Annotated in this window: 16 protein-coding genes; 14 read left to right on the top strand and 2 right to left on the bottom strand. The window is 72.5% G+C overall.

The window, feature by feature from the left end; genetic code table 11:
* The first annotated feature begins 62 nt into the window (after positions 1–62).
* The 6 genes from LR269_RS14415 (at position 63) to LR269_RS14390 (ending at position 5,680) form a co-directional block, all read left to right on the top strand.
* Entirely contained in the window at positions 63–701 is a 639-nt protein-coding gene (locus LR269_RS14415; protein WP_231431449.1) for a 4'-phosphopantetheinyl transferase superfamily protein, read from the top strand.
* A 69-nt stretch (positions 702–770) separates the two neighbouring features.
* A complete protein-coding gene (gene dxr / locus LR269_RS14410) occupies positions 771–1,862 on the top strand; it encodes a 1-deoxy-D-xylulose-5-phosphate reductoisomerase (protein ID WP_231431448.1) in 1,092 nt (363 codons plus the stop codon).
* A 45-nt stretch (positions 1,863–1,907) separates the two neighbouring features.
* A complete protein-coding gene (locus LR269_RS14405) occupies positions 1,908–3,233 on the top strand; it encodes an RIP metalloprotease (RefSeq protein WP_231431447.1) in 1,326 nt (441 codons plus the stop codon).
* Between the two features lie 103 nt (positions 3,234–3,336).
* Positions 3,337–4,545 (top strand): sensor histidine kinase, encoded by a 1,209-nt coding sequence (locus tag LR269_RS19025; RefSeq protein ID WP_231431446.1) that lies wholly within the window; start codon positions 3,337–3,339, stop codon positions 4,543–4,545.
* Positions 4,542–5,207, top strand: coding sequence for a response regulator transcription factor (locus LR269_RS14395; RefSeq protein ID WP_231431445.1), 666 nt, complete (start codon positions 4,542–4,544; stop codon positions 5,205–5,207). Before LR269_RS19025 ends, LR269_RS14395 begins: the two co-directional genes overlap by 4 nt.
* A gap of 167 nt (positions 5,208–5,374) precedes the next feature.
* Positions 5,375–5,680, top strand: a complete 306-nt coding sequence (locus tag LR269_RS14390; RefSeq protein ID WP_231431444.1) for an SHOCT domain-containing protein — start codon at positions 5,375–5,377, stop codon at positions 5,678–5,680.
* 61 nt (positions 5,681–5,741) lie between these two features.
* Here LR269_RS14390 and LR269_RS14385 read toward each other — a convergent pair whose 3' ends face one another.
* The gene (locus LR269_RS14385) at positions 5,742–6,992 is read right to left on the bottom strand and encodes a low temperature requirement protein A (RefSeq protein ID WP_231431443.1); all 1,251 of its coding nucleotides are present in this window, start codon (positions 6,990–6,992) and stop codon (positions 5,742–5,744) included.
* Positions 6,993–7,127: 135 nt separating this feature from the next.
* Positions 7,128–8,312: an acetyl-CoA C-acetyltransferase gene (locus LR269_RS14380; protein WP_231431442.1), complete on the bottom strand. Its 1,185-nt coding sequence runs from the start codon at positions 8,310–8,312 to the stop codon at positions 7,128–7,130.
* A gap of 222 nt (positions 8,313–8,534) precedes the next feature.
* Between LR269_RS14380 and LR269_RS14375 the strand changes: the two genes are divergently transcribed.
* The 8 genes from LR269_RS14375 (at position 8,535) to LR269_RS14340 (ending at position 15,692) form a co-directional block, all read left to right on the top strand.
* Positions 8,535–9,734, top strand: coding sequence for a substrate-binding domain-containing protein (locus tag LR269_RS14375; protein WP_231431441.1), 1,200 nt, complete (start codon positions 8,535–8,537; stop codon positions 9,732–9,734).
* Positions 9,735–9,738: 4 nt separating this feature from the next.
* Complete coding sequence (locus LR269_RS14370) at positions 9,739–10,497, top strand: ABC transporter ATP-binding protein (RefSeq protein ID WP_231431440.1); 759 nt, start codon at positions 9,739–9,741, stop codon at positions 10,495–10,497.
* Positions 10,494–11,207 carry an ABC transporter ATP-binding protein gene (locus LR269_RS14365; protein ID WP_231431439.1) on the top strand — a complete coding sequence of 238 codons (714 nt, stop codon included), beginning with the start codon at positions 10,494–10,496 and terminating at the stop codon, positions 11,205–11,207. The genes LR269_RS14370 and LR269_RS14365 overlap by 4 nt, the downstream gene beginning before the upstream one ends.
* Positions 11,207–12,082, top strand: coding sequence for a branched-chain amino acid ABC transporter permease (locus tag LR269_RS14360; RefSeq protein ID WP_231431438.1), 876 nt, complete (start codon positions 11,207–11,209; stop codon positions 12,080–12,082). The genes LR269_RS14365 and LR269_RS14360 overlap by 1 nt, the downstream gene beginning before the upstream one ends.
* On the top strand, positions 12,079–13,188 hold the full coding sequence (locus LR269_RS14355) for a branched-chain amino acid ABC transporter permease (protein WP_374201132.1): 1,110 nt from the start codon (positions 12,079–12,081) through the stop codon (positions 13,186–13,188). Before LR269_RS14360 ends, LR269_RS14355 begins: the two co-directional genes overlap by 4 nt.
* Positions 13,189–13,249: 61 nt before the next feature.
* Positions 13,250–13,996 carry a 3-hydroxybutyrate dehydrogenase gene (locus tag LR269_RS14350; protein ID WP_231431437.1) on the top strand — a complete coding sequence of 249 codons (747 nt, stop codon included), beginning with the start codon at positions 13,250–13,252 and terminating at the stop codon, positions 13,994–13,996.
* Positions 13,993–14,892, top strand: a complete 900-nt coding sequence (locus LR269_RS14345; protein ID WP_231431436.1) for an alpha/beta hydrolase — start codon at positions 13,993–13,995, stop codon at positions 14,890–14,892. The genes LR269_RS14350 and LR269_RS14345 overlap by 4 nt, the downstream gene beginning before the upstream one ends.
* Positions 14,889–15,692 (top strand): CoA transferase subunit A, encoded by an 804-nt coding sequence (locus tag LR269_RS14340; protein ID WP_231431435.1) that lies wholly within the window; start codon positions 14,889–14,891, stop codon positions 15,690–15,692. The genes LR269_RS14345 and LR269_RS14340 overlap by 4 nt, the downstream gene beginning before the upstream one ends.
* The last annotated feature ends 2 nt before the right edge of the window (positions 15,693–15,694 follow it).

Here is a 15,694-nt window from a genome sequence, read left to right as displayed (position 1 = left end):
ATGCGACCGACGGCATATTGCCCCGGCGGTGCGGAAAGCCGCACATGCGGGAGAATCGGGGCATGGAAGCGATCGGCGACGACGAGCTCATCGAGCTCGCGGGCGGCGACACGCGCGTGCTGGTGGCCACACGGGGCCGCCGCGGGCCGGCCGCCGATGCGGTGCTGCGCCGGCTGGTGGCGCACGGATCGGGCGTGCCGTCCGAGGACGTCGAGCTCGTGCACGCGTGCGAGGTCTGCGGCAACCGGCACGGTCGGCCCTCGGTCGGGTACCCGACGACGCCGACCGGGGCGCCGTGGTTCGTCGACGTGGGCGTGGCCGGCGAGGTCGTCGTCGCCGCGGCCGCCACGAGTCGCAGGGTCGGCGTCGGCATCGAGCCCGCGGGCGACAGCGTGCGCGAATCGGTCGACGAGGCCGCCCTCCATGCGAGCGAGCGCGCCGCGCTCGCGGCGCTCGACCCGGCCGAGCGGCCGCGGGCGCGGGCGCTCATCTGGGCGCGCAAGTCGGCGCTGCTGCGCGCGATGGGGCACACCGGCTTCATCGAGCCCTCGACGCTCGCGGTCACGATGCCGGGCGATGACGGCGGAATCGGTCGCATCGAGCGCACGGTGCCCGAGTTCGGGCCGGGCTGGCGCGGCGTCCGATTCCACGACCTGCCCGTCCCCGAGCCGGTGGTCGCGTCGGTCGCCGTACTCGTGTGACGGCCGGCCGTCGGTCACCGTCGTCGACGGCGCAGGTCCCGCGAGGCCGGCGCGCCGTAGGCTGTGCTCGTGCGCAGCGTCATCATCCTCGGGTCCTCGGGTTCCATCGGCGTCCAAGCCCTCGACGTCATCAGGGCGAACCCGCGCCGGTTCGAACTCGTCGGCCTCGGCGTCGGCTCGAACCGGGCGCTCCTCGCCGAACAGGCCGCGGAGTTCGGGGTCGAGCACACCGCCGTCGGCATCGACGAGGCCGTGCAGCTCGTGCGCGACGTCGACGCCGACGTCGTGCTCAACGGCATCACCGGGTCCGTCGGCCTCGGACCGACCCTCGCCGCGCTCGAACGCGGCGCCACACTCGCCCTCGCCAACAAGGAGTCGCTCATCGTCGGCGGCGACCTCGTCACCCGGCTCGCGAAGCCGGGGCAGATCGTTCCGGTCGACTCCGAGCACTCGGCGATCGCGCAGGCGCTGCGCTCGGGCACCGACGACGAGGTGCGCCGGCTCGTGCTCACGGCGTCGGGCGGCCCGTTCCGCGGCCGCCGCCGCGAGGACCTCGCCGGCGTCACGCCGGCGCAGGCGCTCGCGCACCCCACCTGGGACATGGGCCTCGTGATCACGACGAACTCGGCGACCCTCGTGAACAAGGGCCTCGAGGTCATCGAGGCGCACCTGCTGTTCGACGTCGACTACGACCGCATCGACGTCGTGGTGCACCCGCAGTCGATGATCCACTCGATGGTCGAGTTCGTCGACGGCTCGACGATCGCGCAGGCCTCGCCGCCCGACATGCGCCTCCCGATCTCGCTCGGCCTCGACTGGCCGAACCGCGTCGCCGCCGCGGGCCGCCCGATCGACTGGACGCAGGCGCAGGCCTGGACGTTCGAGCCCCTCGACGAGGAGGCGTTCCCCGCGATCCGACTGGCCAAGCAGGTCGGTCGCGCCGGCGGCGAGTATCCGGCCGTCTTCAACGCGGCGAACGAGCAGGCGGTCGCGGCGTTCCACGCGGGCCGCATCGGCTTCCTCGACATCGTCGACACCGTGCGCGACGTGGTCGAGCACCACGAGGCGTCCGGCCCGGTGACCCTGGCGTCGCTCGCGGCCGCCGAGTCGGCGGCCCGGCGCGCCGCCGACGCGCGGATCGCCCGCTCAGCGGATCGATAGCGCTCGCCCAGCGCGCTCCGAGCCGCCCGCAGTACGCTGTCGACCGTGGATTCCGTGCTCGCGTTCGTCATCGGCGTCGCCATCATCGTCGTCGGCCTCGCCGTGTCGATCGGCCTGCACGAGATCGGGCACCTGGTGCCCGCGAAGCTCTTCGGGGTCAAGGTGACCCAGTACATGATCGGCTTCGGGCCGACGGTGTGGTCCCGACGCAAGGGCGAGACCGAGTACGGCGTGAAGGCCATCCCGCTCGGCGGCTACATCTCGATGATCGGCATGTTCCCGCCCGGCAGGAAGGGCGAGGTGAAGGCCGACTCGACGGGCTTCTTCCGCGGGCTCGTGCAGGACGCGCGCGACTCGAGCGCGGAGTCGATCACGCCGGGCGACGAGGATCGGGCGTTCTACCGGCTCCCGGTGTGGAAGCGCATCGTCGTGATGTTCGGCGGCCCGTTCATGAACCTCGTGCTCGCGACCGTGCTGTTCGGCGTGCTGCTCATGGGCTTCGGCGTGACGCAGGCCTCGACGACGGTCGGCACCGTCTCGGAGTGCGCACTGCCCGCGACGAGCGAGCGCCAGACCTGCGAGCCCGGTGATCCGAAGGCGCCGGGCGCCGCTGCCGGCATCGAGCCCGGCGACCGCATCGTCTCCGTCGCCGGCGAGCCGATCGACTCGTGGTCGGAGTCGACCGCGATCATCCGCGAGCACCCCGGCGACCCGGTCGCGCTCGTCGTCGAGCGCGACGGCGCCGAGGTCGCGCTCACCGTCACGCCCATGCTCAGCACCCAGTACGCGATCGGCGAGAACGGCCAGGTCGTGAAGGACGCCTCGGGCGCGCCGGTCACGGTCGACGTCGGGTTCGTCGGCATCGGCGCGGCATCCGAGACGGTGCAGCAGCCGATCACGGCCGTGCTGCCGGCCGTCGGCGACCAGATGAACGCCGTCGCCGGAGTCATCTTCAACCTGCCGCAGCGCATGGTCGACGTCGCACAGGCGGCGTTCGGCCCCGAGGAGCGCGACCCGAACGGGCCGATGTCGGTCGTCGGCGTCGGCCGAGTCGCCGGCGAGGTCGCCGCGCTCGACGACGTCGCCGTCGTCGACAAGGCGGCCTGGATGGTCGGCATCCTCGCCGCGCTGAACGTCATGCTCTTCGTGTTCAACATGATCCCGCTGCTCCCGCTCGACGGCGGGCACATCGCCGGGGCGCTCTGGGAGGGCATCAGGCGGGGCTTCGCGAAGCTGTTCCACCGACCGGATCCCGGGCCCGTCGACCTCGCCAAGCTCATGCCCGTGACACTCGCGGTCGTCGTCGTGTTCGGCGCGATGAGCGCGCTGCTCATCTACGCCGACATCGTGAAGCCGGTCTCGCTCTTCTGATGCCCGCGCGCGTCGAGCGGGCCGGCGCGTACTCCCGCGGGAGTACCCGATGAGCCGCCGCCGGGCAGACGCCGCCCGGCCGGGCCGGCGATACGATCGGGCCGTGCCCGATCCACGCAGCCCCGTCGAGACCTGGAACGGCCGTCCGCCGTGGGCGGGCGGGCCGCCGTGGGCGGGCGGCGAGCGCCGGCCGCCGGCCGGGTTCGTGCTCTGGGCACCCGTCGTCGTCAGCCTGCTCGTGCAGCTGCCCGCGGCGATCGGCATCGCGTTCTGGCTCCGGCTCGACGCGGGCACGGCCGCGCTGCAGATCGCCCTCGCCGTCATCGGGCCGTTCGCCCTGCTCGCCTCGCGGCGGTTCCCGGGTCCGACGGTCGCCGTCGTGACGCTCGCGGCGCTCGCCGACGTGCTGCTGACCCCCGATGCAGGGCCGCCCTACGCGGCCCTCGCGTTCGCCATCGTGCTCGGCGTCGCGCGCGGCGCCGTCGTCTGGGCCGCGGCCTCGGTCGTCACGGGCTGGGCCGCGGCGATCGCACTCGGCCCCGTGCTCGGCGTGTCGTGGCATCCGGCGCGGATCGCGATCACGACGCTCGCGCTCGCGGCGTGCTTCGGCATCGGCTGGTTCGCCCGGGCCCGCCGGGCACGCTTCGCCGCCATGCGCGCCGAGGCGGCGAACCGCCGGCGCACCGCCGAGGAGCGGGAACGGGTGCGCATCGCCCGCGAGCTGCACGACGTGATCGGGCACGCCCTCTCGCAGATCAACGTGCAGGCGAGCGTGGGACTGCACCTCATGGACCGCGATGCCGAGCAGGCTCGCACCGCGCTCGCGAACATCAAGGAGACGTCGAAGACCGCGCTCGACGAGGTGCGGAGCGTGCTCGGCGTCATCCGCGACGGCGACGGCGGGGCGCCCCTCGTGCCTCAGGCCGAGCTGGCCGAGCTCCCGCGCCTCGTGCGCGGGCTCGCGTCGCCCGGATTCTCGGTCGCGCTCGACGACCGGCTCGACGCGCCGCCGGGGCGGGCCGTGCAGTTCGCCGCCTACCGCATCGTGCAGGAGGCGCTCACGAACGTCGTGCGGCACGCGGGCGCACGCCACGCGGACGTCGTGCTCGAGCGGGCGGACGACCTGCTCGTCGTGACGGTCGACGACGACGGGAGCGGACTCGGCGCCGCCGCGGACGAGGCCGGCGAAGGCCGCGGCATCCTCGGCATGCGCGAACGCGCCGCACTCCTCGGCGGCACCGTCGAACTCGGTCGCGGTCCGCTCGGCGGCACGCGGGTGCGTGCCGAACTGCCCTGGGGAGGCACCGCATGACGATCCGCGTCGCACTCGCCGACGACCAGGTGCTCGTGCGCGCCGGCTTCCGCGCGCTGCTCGACGCGGAGCCCGACCTCGACGTCGTCGGCGAGGCGTCGACCGGCGAGGAGCTCCTCGGCCTCGTGCGCCGCGAACCCGTCGACGTCGTGCTCATGGACATCAGGATGCCGGGCGGCGACGGGCTGTGGGCCACCGAGCAGATCGCCGCGGACCCCGCCCTCGCAGGAGTGCACGTCGTGATCGTGACGACGTTCGAGCTCGACGAGTACGTCGCGCGGGCCGTACGAGCGGGGGCGAGCGGCTTCCTCGTGAAGGACACCGAGCCGGTCGACCTCATCCGTGCGGTTCGGGTGGTCGCAAGCGGGGAGGCGCTGCTCTCGCCGGGCGTGACCAAGCGGCTCCTCGCGCGCTTCGCGACCGGCCTGCGCGATGCCGACGAGGCATCCCTCTCGGTGCTCACCGAGCGCGAGCGCGAGGTGCTGCGCCTCGTCGGCCAGGGGCTCACGAACGACGAGATCGCCGAGCGGCTCGTGCTGAGCCCGCTGACCGCGAAGACCCACGTGTCGCGCATCATGCAGAAGCTGCACGCTCGCGACCGGGTGCAGCTCGTGGTCGTCGCGTACGAATCGGGCCTCGTCGCGCCCGGCTGGCAGGAGTAGCCGGGCCGCTCCGGCCCGGCGGCGGCGGGTCGTACCCCGCGGCGGCGCGGATGCTCCCGGGGGAGCAGTCGAAGTGCCTCCGCCGGGCGGATTCGCCGCGGCCCCGTGGTCGCGAGACTCGAATCGACGGTCGAGACGCGACCGCACGAATCAACCGGGAGCACCTCATGTTCACGACCCTCGCCGCCACCGCGGCCACCCACGCCGGCCCCTGGGCCGCCGGGTTCGGGTGGGTCTTCTTCCTCATCCCGATCTTCTGGATCCTCGTCATCGGGCTCATCGTCTTCCTCGTGAGCCGCAATCGCCGCCGCTACTGGGCCGAGGCCCAGGCGTCGGGCTACGGGCCGCCGTGGGCGCGCGGCGCCCGCACGGCCGAGCAGACGTTGGCCGAGCGATTCGCGCAGGGCGACATCGACGAGACCGAGTACCGCGCACGCCTCGAGGTGCTGCGCGCGAACCGGCCGAACGCCTGACGCCGAAGGACGACGCGGATGCCGCGGCCGAGTGCCGCGGCATCCGCGTCGCCGTGCGGCCTCAGCGCAGGATCTCCTCGAGCGCCGCGCGCTGGTGGCGGTGGCCGACGGTCTCGTAGCCGACCACGACGACGATCGGCGCGCACGCGGCGATGACGATGCCGACGGGCAGGCTCGCGCCGGCCGCGACGGCGACGAGCGCGAGTGCGAGCACGACGATGCTGCCCAGGAAGAGCCCGATGTGGAAGGGGTCGAACCGACCCATCAGGAAGCTGTAGAGCGTGAACAGCGCCGTGAGGAAGATCGCGACCGGCACGACGACGGTGCCGAGTGCCGCGACGTCGTCGATCGGCGCATAGCCGGCGATCTCGTTCGCCGCGACGTGCAGTCCCGCGCCCGTCGCCGCGAGCGCCCCGAACACGATCATGTGCCCGTAGCCCCACACGTACGAGCGGCGACGGAACCGGGCGAGCAGCTTGCCGGAGGGCATCGTGAAGTAGGTCCACCACAGGCCGAACGCGAGCAGGGTGCCGCCGAACGCGACGAGGCCCGCGTCGAGCGACCATCCCTCCGCCTCGACGGCCGCAGAGATCGCGAGGATCGTGCCGAGCACGACCTCGCCGAGCGTGATGATGACGAGCAGCCCGTAGCGCTCGGCGATGTGGTGCGGATGCCACGGCGTCGAGCCGCCGCCGCGCTCGGCGAGCGGCGGGATCGCCATCTCGCAGATGCCGAGCAGCAGCCAGATCCACAGCGTGAGCGCGAAGGGCAGGTTCACGACGATGAGCACGATCCACGCCGCCTGCACGATCGCGAGATAGCCCGCGTAGCGCAGCGCCGTGCGCCTGGAGGACGGGTCGTGCCGGGCGATGCGCAGCCACAGGGCGATCGTCGCGAGGCGCATGATGACGTACCCCGCGATGATGACGCCGTTGTCGACGTGCTCTCCGCCCTCGATCGAGTGGAAGAACTCGGGCATGCCGAGCGCCATCACGAGCACGCCGACCATCTGCACCATGGTGGCGACGCGCACGTAGGCGTCGTCGTTGTCGTACGCGCTCGCGAGCCATGTGTAGTTGATCCACGCCCAGCAGATCGCGAAGACCGCGAGCGAGAACGCGATGATCGCCGAGGAGAAGTGCCCGAGCTCGAGCAGGTGCGCGGCCTGGGTGCCGGCCTGGCTGAACGCGACGACGAAGGTGAGGTCGAAGAGCAGCTCGAGCGGGGTCGCGGCGCGATGCGGCTCCGACGGGTCGCGCCCGACCATGCGGCGCAGGCGGTGGTCGAGCGGGGGGTGCGCTGGCGTCGTCATGCGCCTATCGTTTCAGGATTTCGCAGGCTCGTCAGGACGATTCGGCCGGGATCGTCCTCAGCGCTGGACGATCCCCTTGAAACGGTGTCGTGATGGATGCCTCGGCGCGGGGCCGAGGCATCCATCACGATCGTGTCAGCGGCTGAGCAGGAGCGCCTCGCCCTGCCCGCCGCCGCCGCAGAGGGCGACCGCGGCGTTGCCGCCGCCGCGGCGGGAGAGCTCGAGCGCCGCGTGCAGCGCGAGTCGCGCGCCCGAGGCGCCGATCGGGTGTCCGAGGGCGATCGCGCCGCCGTGCACGTTCACCCGTTCGAGGTCGAGGTCGAGGTCGCGCGCCGACTGCAGCGACACGGCGGCGAAGGCCTCGTTGATCTCGACGAGGTCGAGGTCGCTCGCCGCGACCCCGCCCTTCTCGAGCGCGGCGGCGATCGCGTTCGACGGCTGCGAGTGCAGCGAGTTGTCGGGCCCCGCGACCTGGCCGGCCGAACCCACGAGCGCGAGCCACGGGAGGCCCCGCGACTCGGCCCACTGGCGGCTCGCGACGACGACCGCCGCGGCCCCGTCGGAGAGCGGCGAGGAGTTGCCCGCAGTGATGGTGCCCTCGGCGGCGAACGCCGGACGCAGCTTCGCGAGCACCTCGACGGTCGAGTCGGGGCGAACGCCCTGGTCTTCGGCGACGACCACGGGGTCGCCCTTGCGCTGCGGGATCTCGACCGCGACGATCTCGTCGGCGAAGACGCCAGAGGCCTGCGCGGCGCCGGCGCGTGCGTGCGAGGCGGCGGCGATCTCGTCCTGCTCGGGACGCTCGATGCCGTAGCGCGTGTTGACCCGCTCGGTCGAGGCGCCCATCGACTCGTGGTCGAACGCGTCGGTGAGGCCGTCGTGCGCGGCGTGGTCGACCATCGTCCAGTCGCCGTAGGTCTTGCCGGCCCGGGAGCCGGGCAGCAGGTGCGGCGCGTTCGTCATGGACTCCTGGCCGCCGGCCACGACGACGTCGGCCTCGCCGAGCCGGATGAGGCGCGCCGCATCGGTGATGGCCACGAGCCCCGAGAGGCAGACCTTGTTGACGGTCGTGGCCGGCACGCGCCAGGGGATGCCCGCAGCGACGGCCGACTGCTTGGCGGGGTTCTGGCCCGCACCGGCCTGCAGCACCTGGCCCATGATGACGGCGTCGACGTCGTCGGGGGAGACGCCGGCCCGCTCGAGCGCGCCGCGGATCGCGACGGTTCCGAGCTCGACGGCGGACTGCGAGGCGAGGTTGCCGTTGATGCGGGCGAACGGGGTGCGGGCGCCGGCGATGATGACGACGTCGGGCGTGCTCATGGTGGGTGACTCCTTCGTCAGCAGGTGGGGTGTGCTTCCAGTCTAGGTTCCCCGGGCGGGGCCGCCGCCGCTCGGGCGATGTGCAGAACTGCACATCGAGGCTGCGATTCTCGGCATCGACGCTGCAGGCGTGCGCATCGAATACTGGGGAGCGCAATCCGGGCGCCGCACCTGTCGCGGGGCCGTCACCACAGCCGTTCACCGTTGAGAGGCACACACACCATGCGGGTTACGAAGAGGTATCTCGCGACGGCCGTCATCGCCGCCGCATCCATCGCCCTGGTCGGTTGCGCACCGACCGCCACCGCGGGCGGAGGCGATGCGTCGGGCGACGCAGCTCCCGTGAAGGTCGCGATGATCACGAGCCAGTCGGGTCCGCTCGCCGCCTACGGCGAGGCCTACACCGAGGGCTTCGAGGCCGGCCTCGACTACGCCACCGACGGCACGGGCGCCGTCGACGGGCGCGAGCTCGACATCGAGTGGCTCGACGACCAGGGCAACCCCGACACGGCCGTCTCGCTCGCGAAGGACGTCATCGGCCAGGGCACGCAGATCATCGCAGGCACCGTCGTCTCGGGCATCGCGACCGCGCTCGCCGAGCAGGCCGAGCAGAACAAGATCCTCTACATCTCGGGCCCCGCCGCGGCCGACGCGATCACCGGTGTCAACGACTACACCTTCCGCTCCGGCCGGCAGACCTACCAGGACGTCGCGACGGCCGGCACCTTCATCGGCGACCCGGCCGGCAAGAAGGTCGTCGTGTTCGCGCAGGACAACGCGTTCGGCCAGGGCAACCTCGCAGGGGTGCAGGCGGTGCTCGGCGGCCAGGGCGCGACGGTCGAGGGCGTGCTCGTCGCCGAGGACGCCACCGAGTTCACGCCCTTCGCCCAGCAGCTCGTCGCCGCCTCGCCCGACCTCGTCTTCGTCGCGTGGGCCGGCGCCTCGTCGGGCGCGATGTGGACGGCACTCGCCCAGCAGGGCGTCTTCGACGCCGCGCCCGTCGTGACCGGCCTCGGCGACGTCGCGACCTACGGTGCCTACGGGGATGCCTCGAGCGACATCTCGTTCCTCAACCACTACTTCGCCGGCGCGTCGGGCACCGACGTCGAGACCGCCATGATCGAGCACCTCGACGAGGCCGGAGCGACGCCCGACCTGTTCTCGCCCGACGGCTTCGTCGCCGCGCAGATGCTCGTGCAGGCGGTCCGCGAGGGCGGCGACAGCGTCGACGGCATGGTCGACGCGCTCGAGGGCTGGACGTTCGACTCGGTCAAGGGCGAGATCACCGTCCGCGAGGAGGACCACGCGATGATCCAGCCGATGTACCAGGCGAAGCTCGTGCAGGACGGCGACGCCTGGGTGCCCGAGCTCGTCGACACCGTCGACGCCGAGACGGTCGCCCCGCCCGTCGCCGGCGAGTGACCGCATGACGAGCGACCACGCGATGCTCGCACTCGAGGGGATCGGGCTCCGCATCGGCGGGGCCCGCATCCTCGAGGGGGTCTCGCTCGAGGTGCCCGCGGGCCAGATGCTCGGGGTGATCGGGCCGAACGGCGCCGGCAAGACGACGCTCTTCAACGTCGTCTCGGGCGTCGTCCGCCCCACCGCCGGGCGGGTGGTCCTGGACGGCGTCGACGTCACCCGCGAGCCCGTCCACCGACGAGCCACGGCCGGGCTCGGCCGCACCTTCCAGACCTCGAGCCTCTTCCCCGAGCTCAGCGTGCTCGAGAACGTGCGGCTCGCCGCGCAGGCCCGCCTCGGCGGCGCCACGAGCCTCGTGCGCATCCCGCGCGCAGGCGACGCGGCGACGACGCGCGCCCTCGACTGCCTCGAGGAGGTCGGCCTCGCGCACCGCGCCGACGCCGAGGCGTCGGGTCTCGCCCACGGCGAGAAGCGCAAGGTCGAGATCGCGATGCTCCTCGCGCAGGACCCGAAGGCGATCCTGCTCGACGAGCCGATGGCCGGCGTCGCCTCCGGCGACGTCCCCGCGATCACCGAGGTCATCCGCCGGCTGCACCGCGGCGGGCGCACCGTGCTCATGGTCGAGCACCACATGGAGGTCGTGCTCGGCCTCGTCGACCGCGTCGCGGTCATGCACCACGGCGAACTGCTCGCCGTCGACACCCCGGAGGCCGTCATGGCGAACCCCACCGTGCAGTCCGCCTACCTCGGGGAGGCGATGTGACCGAGTCGATCCTCGACGTCCGCGGCCTCACCGGGCGCATCGCCGGGCAGCAGGTCATCGAGGACGTCACGTTCGAGGTGCCCGCGACCGGGGTCACCGCCCTCCTCGGGCGCAACGGCGTCGGCAAGACGTCGACCGTGAAGTCGGTGCTCGGCCTCATCGAGCGTTCGGGCGAGGTCCGACTCGCGGGGGAGCGCATCGACGGCCTTCCGACCCATCGCATCGTGCAGCGCGGCGTGGGCTACGTGCCCGAGGACCGCGAGGTGTTCGGCGGCCTCACGGTGGCCGAGAACCTCCGGCTCGCCGAGCGCGACGCGGCACCGCGGCGCGAACTGGTCGAGCGGCTCTTCCCCGACCTCGTCGAGCGCCGCGCGCAGCGCGCGGGCACCCTCTCGGGCGGGCAGCAGCAGATGGTCTCGCTCGCCCGGGCCCTCGTGAACGACAACCGGCTGCTGCTCGTCGACGAGCCCACGAAAGGGCTCGCGCCGCGCATCGTCGACGAGGTCGCCGCGGCCCTCGCGACGGCGGCCGAGACGGTGCCGATCCTCCTCGTCGAGCAGAACCTCCACGTGATCCGCCGGCTCGCCGAGCGCGTCGTCGTGCTCTCGGGCGGCACGGTCGTGTTCACAGGCACGGCGCACGAGTTCCTCGACGACGAGGCGCTCGTGCAGCGCCACCTCGGGGTGCACGACGCGAGCGAGGCCGCCTGATGAGCACCGTCGTCCTCCTCGTCATCACCGGCCTCGGACTCGGGGCCCTGTACTTCCTCGTCGCGAGCGGGCTCTCGCTCATCTACGGGCTCATGGGCGTCCTGAACTTCGCGCACGGCGCGTTCCTCACGATCTCCGCGTTCCTCGGCTGGGAGGCCGGGCGGAGGGTCTCCGACGGAACATGGTGGGGACTCGCCGTCTCTGCGCTGGTCGGCATGGCCGTCGGCGCGCTCGTCGCGGCCCTCACCGAGTACTTCCTGATCCGGCGGCTCTACGAGCGGCACATCGAGCAGGCGCTCGTCACCGTCGGGCTCTCGCTCGCCGCCGTCGCCCTCTTCGAGGGCATCTGGGGCACCGACCCGATCTACACCGCGAAGCCCGAATGGCTCACGGAGACGACCGAGATCCTCGGCGCGAGGATCCCGAACGACCGGTTCCTGCTCATCGCGTGCGCCCTGGTCGTGCTCGGCGGCATCGTGCTCTTCCTGCACCGCACCCGCTACGGCCTCATCATCCGGGCCGGCGTGGAGAACCGGCAGATGGTGTCGGCGCTCGGCATCGACGTGCGGCGGTCGTTCACGCTCGTCTTCGCGATCGGGGGCGCCGCAGCCGGACTCGGCGGGGTGCTCGCCTCGGTCTACTACGGCTACGTGTCGGCCCACCTCGGCAGCGTGCTGCTCATCTTCGCGTTCATCGTGACGGTCATCGGCGGGCTCGGATCGCTCACGGGCGCGGCCGTCGCCTCGGTGCTCGTCGCCGTGCTGCAGCAGTTCGCCAACTTCTACCTCGGCGGCACCGGCGACCTCGTCGTCGTCGTCGCGCTCGCCGTGGTGCTGCTCATCCGCCCGCGTGGGCTCATGGGGAAGGTCGCATGATGTCGAGACGGACCCGTTGGCAGAACACGGCCCTCCTGCCGGTGATCGGCGGCGTGCTCGCCGTCGTGGGGCTCGCCGTGCTGCCGCTGCTCGCGATCGACGTCCCGGGCGTCCTGCCCGGCCCCACCTACACCCCGGGCACCCTGCAGCTCCTCGCCTACGCGATGCTCATCGCCGCACTCGCCCTCGGCTACCGCATGATGTTCGGCCTCGCCGGCCTGTTGTCGTTCGGGCACGCGCTCTTCTTCGCCGCGGGCGCGTACGGCCTCGGCATGACGCTCGAGGCGTTCGCACCGCCCGAGTGGCCCGGCGACCTCATCTTCGTCGTGTCGATCCTCGTGACGCTCGTCGGCGGGCTCGTCCTCGCGATGACCGTCGGCGCGCTCGCCCTGCGGGTCACCGGCATCTCGTTCGCGATGGTGACCCTCGCGTTCGCCCAGGCCGGCTCGGTGCTCATCCGCCGCAACCCCGGCGGGGCGACGGGCGGCGACGAAGGGCTGTCGCTCGACATCGAGCACGTGCCCAGCGCGCTCGTCGGCGTGGTGAACACCCGCAACCTCTACTGGCTCGCGCTCGCGGTGCTCGTCGTCGTGTACCTCGTCGTGCTGTGGGTCGAGCGGAGTCGCGCCGGGCACGTCGCCGCTGCGACGCGCGAGAACGAACTGCGCGTGCGCGTGCTGGGCCTCCGCCCCTACACCGTGAAGCTCCTCGTGTTCGTCGTGGCCTCGGTGCTCGCCGTCGTCGTCGGCATGGCCTACCTGCTGCTGCAGTCGGGCGCGTCGCCGCGCATCGCGACCGCCGACTTCACGCTCACGCTGCTCGTCATCGTCGTGCTCGGCGGAGTCGGGTACCGCTGGGGCGCGATCGTGGGCGGCATCGTCTACACGATCCTCGACCAGCGGCTCACCGCGCTCGCCGGTTCCGACGCCGTCGCCGGCCTGCCCGCCGTGCTGCGGGTGCCGCTCAGCGAGCCGCTGTTCATCCTCGGCACGTTGTTCGTCCTCGTCGTGCTGTTCCTGCCGGGCGGCATCGCGGGCCTGCCGCAGCGCATCCGGTCGGGCCGCGTCCGGCATCCGCTCGAGGCGGAGGAGGCGACCGATGCGTGAGCACGAGACATCCCACCAGACCCACGACGCCGCGCGGGAGCGCGGCCGACAAGGAGGAAACGTGACCGATCTCACTGGGCGACGCGCCGTCGTCACCGGGGGAGCGAGCGGCATCGGCGCCGCCTGCGCGCGTGCGTTCGCGAGCGCGGGTGCGCACGTCGTGATCGCCGACCTCGACGCCGACGCCGCCGCCGCGCTCGCGGACGAGCTCGGCGGCGAGTCGTGGGCGGTCGACCTCGCCGACACCGCGGCGCTCGCCGGCCTCTCGCTCGAAGCCGACATCCTCGTCAACAACGCGGGCATCCAGCACGTCCGCCCGATCGAGGAGTTCGAGCCCGAGCGGTTCTCGTTCATCCTCCGGCTCATGCTCGAGTCGCCGTTCCTGCTCATCCGCGCCGCGCTGCCCGGCATGTACGAGCGGGGCTTCGGACGGGTCATCAACCTCTCGAGCGTGCACGGCCTGCGGGCGTCGCCGTTCAAGTCGGCCTACGTGGCCGCCAAGCACGGGCTCGAGGGGCTCTCGAAGGTCACCGCGCTCGAGGGCGGCTCGCACGGCGTCACGTCGAACTGCATCGACCCCGGCTACGTGCGCACGCCGCTCGTCGAGAAGCAGATCGCCGACCAGGCGCGGCTGCACGGCATCACCGAGGAGGAGGTGCTGCCGAAGATCATGCTCACCGAGTCGGCCGTCAAGCGGCTCGTGGAGCCCGCCGAGGTGGCGAGCCTCGCGCTCTGGCTCGCGGGGCCCGACGCGGGCATGGTGACGGGAGCGAGCTACACGATGGACGGCGGATGGAGCGCACGATGACAGGCGCCGCCTTCACCGCCGCGGTCGCGGGCGGCGCGCTCGCGGGCGGCCAGTGGCACGAGGATGCCTCGGGGCTGCCGATCCTCGCGGTGCACGGCATCACCGCCAGCCATCGCGCATGGGACCTGCTCGCCGACGGCCTGCCCGACCGCCGGGTGATCGCCCCCGACCTGCGCGGTCGCGGTCGCAGCAACCGGCTGCCTGCGCCGTACGGACTCGAGCAGCACGCCGACGATCTCGCGGGCGTGCTCGACGCGCTCGGCGTCCCGCGCGCGTTCGTCGTCGGGCACTCGATGGGCGCGTTCGTCACCGTGCGCCTCGCCGAGCGCCACCCCGACCGCGTCGCGGGCATCGTCCTCGTCGACGGCGGACTGCCGATCCCGGCGCCCGCGGGCGTCGCGCCCGAGGACCTGCCGGCGCTCCTGCTCGGCCCGGCGCTCGAGCGGCTGGCGATGACGTTCCCCGACCGGGCGGCGTACCTCGCGTTCTGGCGGCGCCATCCCGCGATGGGTCCGTACTGGAGCGACGCGATCGAGGCGTACGTCGACTACGACCTCGAAGGGGAGCCGCCGGCACTGCGCAGCGCGGCGAATGCCGATGCGGTCGCCGTCGACGCGCTCGAACTCGACGGGTCGGCGGGGTACGCCGAGGCGCTCGCCGCGCTGCCCGGTCCGGTCGACTTCCTCAGGGCGCCGCGGGGCCTGCTGGACGGCGCGCCCCTGTACGCCGCGCCGCTCGTCGCTGCGGCGACGGAACGGCTCCCGCAGCTCGTCGTCCACGAGGTCGACGACGTCAACCACTACACGATCCTCATGACGGCCCTCGGCACCGGTAGCGTGATCGATGTGATCCGCACCCGCATCCAGGCCGCGGAGACACAGGAAGGTGCATCGTGACACTCGACAAAGTCGTCGGGTCCGCCCAAGAAGCGGTCGCCGACATCCCCTCAGGAGCCAGTCTCGCCGTCGGCGGGTTCGGGCTCTGCGGCATCCCGATGGTGCTGATCCAGGCCCTGCTGGACGCAGGGGTCGACGGGCTCTCCGTCGTCTCGAACAACTGCGGCGTCGACGATTGGGGGCTCGGCGTGCTGCTCGCGAAGCAGCGCATCGCCAAGATGACCTCCTCGTACGTCGGCGAGAACAAGGAGTTCGAGCGGCAGTACCTCTCGGGCGAGCTCGAGCTCGAGCTGACCCCGCAGGGCACGCTCGCCGAGAAGCTGCGGGCGGGGGGCAGCGGCATCGCCGCGTTCTTCACGCAGACCGGCGTCGGCACGCAGGTCGCCGAGGGCGGCCTGCCGCGGCGCTATCACGCCGACGGCACCGTCGCCGTCGCGAGTCCGCCGAAGCCCGTGCAGACCTTCGAGGTCGCGGGGGAGCCCCGCGAGTTCGTCATGGAGGAGGCGATCACGACGGACTTCTCGCTCGTGCACGCGCTGAAGGCCGACCGGTTCGGCAACCTCGTCTTCGACAAGTCGGCGCGGAACTTCTCGCCGCTCGCGGCGATGGCCGGGCGCATCTGCATCGCCCAGGTCGAGGAGCTCGTCGAGCCCGGCGACATCGATCCTGACGCCGTGCACCTGCCCGGCGTGTACGTCGACCGTGTGGTCGTGGTCGGCCCCGAGATCGAGAAGCGGATCGAACGCCGGACGGTGTCGGTCGAGAAGGCGGCATCGCGCGAGATGCCGGAAGGAGCCTGAGC

This window comes from Agromyces sp. S2-1-8 (assembly GCF_021129215.1).
GTDB lineage: Bacteria > Actinomycetota > Actinomycetes > Actinomycetales > Microbacteriaceae > Agromyces > Agromyces chromiiresistens.
Note: the sequence above shows the minus strand (reverse complement) of the source record. Positions and strands in the feature narration are given on the sequence as shown.